The 4,625-nt window shown below is 57.7% G+C and carries 4 protein-coding genes; 2 read left to right on the top strand and 2 right to left on the bottom strand.

The genetic code is table 11. The annotated features are described in order from the left end of the window. On the top strand, window positions 1-230 hold a 230-nt coding region (locus tag K288_RS51775; protein WP_027581320.1), incomplete at its 5' end, for an ATP-binding protein. A gap of 56 nt (window positions 231-286) precedes the next feature. Continuing rightward, window positions 287-1,567, top strand: coding sequence for an MATE family efflux transporter (locus K288_RS48920; protein WP_084800127.1), 1,281 nt, complete (start codon window positions 287-289; stop codon window positions 1,565-1,567). Between the two features lie 148 nt (window positions 1,568-1,715). Here K288_RS48920 and K288_RS0142530 read toward each other — a convergent pair whose 3' ends face one another. Together K288_RS0142530 and K288_RS48915 are read right to left on the bottom strand one after the other, a co-directional pair. Further along, the gene (locus K288_RS0142530) at window positions 1,716-2,900 is read right to left on the bottom strand and encodes a hypothetical protein (protein ID WP_244443481.1); all 1,185 of its coding nucleotides are present in this window, start codon (window positions 2,898-2,900) and stop codon (window positions 1,716-1,718) included. 359 nt (window positions 2,901-3,259) lie between these two features. Then, window positions 3,260-4,625: thioesterase domain-containing protein (locus K288_RS48915; RefSeq protein ID WP_043162337.1), on the bottom strand; the 1,366-nt coding region annotated here is incomplete at its 5' end.

The following is a 4,625-nucleotide window of genomic DNA, read 5'->3' as shown; positions in this document are numbered from 1 at the left end:
AGCGGCGAGATCTACTGGAAATCCTCGAGGACCGCCATGGCCGTGCCTCCACCATCATAACCAGCCAACTCCCCGTGGACACATGGCACGAAGTTATCGGAGATCCCACGCTCGCCGACGCCATTCTGGATCGCCTCGTCCACAACGCTCACCGCCTCGAGCTTGCCGGCGAAAGCATGCGAAAACGCAACGCCAAAACCATCACCCTTGACGAGCAGCCGAAACGCTGACCCTATCACCGCCTCGGCCGGAGCGAGTTGCTCACGATCGTCTGAATTCAGCGCTCATGATCGCGCGAAATCGCTGCTCATCATCAGTGAAATATGCAGAAGCGATGGCAGCGGCAGTGCTGGCGGGCACAGTCTTGTCCATCAGCCTCACCTTCGCCTCAGGCGTGGTGTCAGCAGTGGCACCGCTTTCGGCTCAGGCTTTTGGCGCGGCCAATCCGGCTCTGGTAGCACGCTGCCTACGTACGGGATTCTGGGCGGCGCTCCTACTGTGGATGCCAATGATGACCTTTCCTCTGTATGGCGAAGAACTTCTGCTTGCACTCAGCTCCCCTCCGGAAACGGCTCGGCTTGCGCAGCAATATTTGTTTGGGCTCGCCTGGGGCGCGCTGCCAGCAATGTGGTTCTCCGCCGTCCGTAGTTTCATGGCTGCGATCAATCGGCCCGAGCCAGCCCTGTGGATCACGCTAGTGGCGGTCCCCATCAATGCGCTGTTGGTCTCTCTCTTGGTCTGCGGCCAGCTTGGGCTGCCACGGCTCGGACTATTAGGAGCGGGTCTTGCGACGACGATGGTGAACTGCGCGACGTTTTTGACCGCTTTGTGGTTCGTCACAATGCGTCGACCTTTCCATGACTACCACGTGCTTGCAGATCTCTGGCGCTTCGATTGGCCCTTGATGCGGCAGTTGTTTGCGGTCGGGACGCCAATCTCCATGGCCATTCTGATCGAGTCTGGATTGTTTTCTGCTGCGGCCTTCCTGGTAGCCGCGATCAGCACCACTGCGCTTGCAGCCCACCAGATCGCCGTCCAGGTTTCTACGATTTTGCTCATGATTCCCTTCGGCATCAGCATGGCGGCGACCGTGCGGGTTGGGCACGCTGCAGGCCGCAATGACGTCTCTGCCGTTAAGCGCGCGGGTCTGGTCGCGATGTTGTTCGGTGTCGCAATCACTGCAGTTCTGACCCTTGCGGTGATCGCTGCGCGTTTTGACATCGCTGAGTTATTTCTGGGCGGATCGTCCATCAATGCCGGCGCGACGATTGGACTCGCTGCAGAGCTGCTTTTGGTCGGCGCAAGCTTTTTTGTTACCGATGCCGTGCAGAGCATCGCTGCGGGCGGCCTTCACGGATTGAAGGACACGCGCGTGCCGCTTCTGTTCGCTGGCATCGCTTATTGGCTGGTCGGCCTTTCCCTCAGCTACCTGCTCGGTTTGAAAATGGGCCTCGGCGCAATCGGTATTTGGATTGGCTTATCAATCGGGACGGCCGTCTACGCGGCGCTCCTTGTCATGCGTTTGAGGCGGCTGACGAGCAGACTCGTTTTCACAAGCGATGCTTGAGCGCATACGATCGCGGCCGATTGGGGTTCGAACGGATTTTGCAGCGGTTTGCACCGGCTGGCGCGACGGCCGAAGGTCAGGGCGCTCGACACCACCGTCAACGCATTCTTGGAAAAGTGGATGCCCCGCGGCTCAAATGTTATGAGACCTAGGACATGTTGCTGGCGAGGAAAGCGGCCTTTTCAAGCAAAGTGAGTCCTCGTTCGATCAGGCAGTTGAGACCTCGATCTCGGGCAGCGACTGCTTCCACGATTAATCTCGCGCTAAGACATAGACGCGGAGCAGCCACGGCCGTTCCCTCCAACTCGCCACAGAGAACCGGCTGCCCCAACTCGCAGCGCGAAGCCAATGTCTTGGACTCCTCCGGCAAGCCCTCTGCCGTGACCAGGTTTTCCCTCATCTGCATGTAGACTTTGTTGACCTCTTTGGCAGGCAGCGGCTTTCGTCCTGCTCCCTGATCGCTTCGAAACAAAAGGAAGGGAAAGATCGTCGGCGTCCGATCCCATGGCTCGCTCGTCAATGAGGGAAGCCGATGCAAGCCCGGCTGTTCTAGCGGATCAAGATGACGGGCCTCGCTGAGCCAGGACACAATCGCATCGCGAAAAGACTGGACGACCCTTCCGACATCCTCGTCTGGAATAGCGCGGAAGGCGCGCAATTCCGCGAGGGCAGCCTCCCACCGCAAAAGCAGTCCAAAGTTACTGACATGGTCAACTGATTGAACGTTATTCCAATGTTGCGGCCATTCCGCACGCGCGCTAGTCACGCTCAGCGCGGAATTCACCGGGTGCTTCATCAGGCGACACGCAGCAGCCGCTGGAACCAGTAACATCGCGGAAAATGCGGGACCGCCCACAAACTTTGACCCAGTTATGACCACTAGACAATCCGCGGTGAGATAGCTCTGTAACGTGCTCGGCGCCAAACGGAACTGAGCTGCATCGACTAGGATTTCGATGACATGAGGCCAGCGACGCTTTAGATCTAGCGCCCGAATGGGACTGGGAGCCAGCACTCCGGTTTTCGAAAGGTCGGTCAGCGCTATGAGAATGCGATCGTACCGCGTCACAGCCCTTGATACCATCGCTTCGAGTTCATCATCAACCGTCGCAATTGATCGGAGCCTGCAGTCTTCGGTGCGAATCGCTATCGTTTCAACATCAATGGAATTGCGGAGGTTACCTGTTGCACCCGAAGCATCCTGCACTGCATACTGAGGATGCATAGCTCCAGTCAAAGCATCCGCGACACCGCTCCCGGTCTCCGACGATTGAACCATAATTGCCAACGTCTTTGCCGCAGGGCTTCCGGCCACTACTTTCGCGGCGAGCATGTGAGCGTCCGTCCCAGACCGACACACAACGACCTCAACTCCGGAAACTTGTCTCAGGCCGCAGAGATCAACGAATTCGTTGCGTACCCTGGAGATTTCCGCCAAATAGATTTCTGCTGCGTTACCGCTATGCAACGTGGCCATCAGTCTGTTTCGGGCCTGCTCAGCCGCAAAATATCCAGCTTCAGAGATCGTAGACGCCGTCGCAGAACCGAATGCAAGCAGTCCGCTGTCGGGGCTAGGGCGGCACCCGTATTTATTGGCCCCTCCTCTCGGGTCTAGTTCGATGCGCTCATCGCCACCCTCAGTCAACAGTTCGCAGGTTGGCGGAAGATTAGAGCCGGCACGGAGTAGCCGCGTCATGATTCCACATCCAAACGTTTACCGTTGCAAAGGTAGGTTGCCGGTGAGCTGTTTAAGGCCGTGGATAAGGATCGTGCCAGAACTCGGCGATTTTCCGGAACACTCATCATCGTCATGTGATTGCCTGGAATGGGTACGGCATGAATGGCCGCCCTATTCAAAACCCGGTCCCAACCTCGCATGGGCGAACTTGCCTCTCGATCGATTGAACTCTCGGCTTGTCGTGCCCGACGACTGACGAGAACCTCAGTGGCATAAAACTGATGTATTTCAACTGACAGCGTTGGCATTTGATACAACTGCAGCGCTTTTTGGAATTGGGCAATTTTTTCATACAGGAGATAGTCGCTATGGAAATCACGACTTGCAAACATCGCCCCAACTTGCTGCGCTTTTTCAAGCAGTTGAGCGACTGAACTCTCTCTAGCAAAGCCCTCCAGGACTTCAAAGCGCTCATCATCCAAGGACTCGAAAGGGTCCAACGCCATCTCCAGTACTATTTGAGCTTGCGACATGCTCAGTTGGTTTGTAGGTAGTGTAACATCGATGAAAGCCATGAATGAGACAGTTTCATCGATGCTTAGTAAGCGCTGGGCAATTGCGTAAGCCAAGATTGCTCCCGAGGAATATCCGGCGAAGCGATACGGGCCTTTCGGCTGAATCTCTTTGATCACCGAGATTACTTGCGCGGCTATCGCTTCAAGAGTTGGTGGATACCGTTCGTCGAAAGACGGCCATGGCAGAGCATAAACAGGACAGTCTATGTCCATTTCTTGTGCCAAGCTAAGGACATATGAACAATCTCCCAGACCTGTCGGAACAAAGAACAGTGGCGATTGCGATCCCGTCACACGAACGGATAGCACCCTGGCTGGATGACGGTGCGGGTCCAACTCAACCCTCGCTGCAAGTTCCTTCAGAACAGGAGCTTGGAAGAGATCAGCGGCGCTAAACTGCAGACCAAGATCTGGCGCTCGACTCAGCAACCGCACGGCCAGGAGCGAGTGGCCGCCAAGCGCGACGAAGTTGTCGTGCCGTCCGACCCGCGCCACCCCCAGAAGCTCGGCCCAGATGGTCGCCAGCGTCTCCTCAATCGGCCCCTGCGGCGCCTCATAGGCCGCCTGCGCATAGGCCGCATCCTCCGGCGCAGGCAGCGCTTTCCGATCCAGCTTGCCGTTCTCCGTCAACGGCAGCGCCGCAAGCCGCACAAACGCAGACGGCACCATGTAGTCCGGCAGCCGCGCACCGAGATGGGCGCGCAAGCCGCCGGCGAGCTCGGCTCCCTCCAGCCCTTCCGAACCAGCCTCCGACGCACACACCACATAGGCGACCAGGCGCTGCGCGCCCGCGCGGTCCGGTTGC

It is taken from the genome of Bradyrhizobium sp. Ai1a-2, from assembly GCF_000426245.1.
Taxonomy (GTDB): Bacteria; Pseudomonadota; Alphaproteobacteria; order Rhizobiales; family Xanthobacteraceae; genus Bradyrhizobium.
Note: the sequence above shows the minus strand (reverse complement) of the source record. Positions and strands in the feature narration are given on the sequence as shown.

Bases quoted from the DNA above. Each gene is read 5' to 3' on its own strand.
- K288_RS48920 (WP_084800127.1), top strand. From the start codon at position 287: ATGATCGCGCGAAATCGCTGCTCATCATCAGTGAAATATGCAGAAGCG.
- K288_RS0142530 (WP_244443481.1), bottom strand. From the start codon at position 2,900: ATGCTCGCCGCGAAAGTAGTGGCCGGAAGCCCTGCGGCAAAGACGTTG.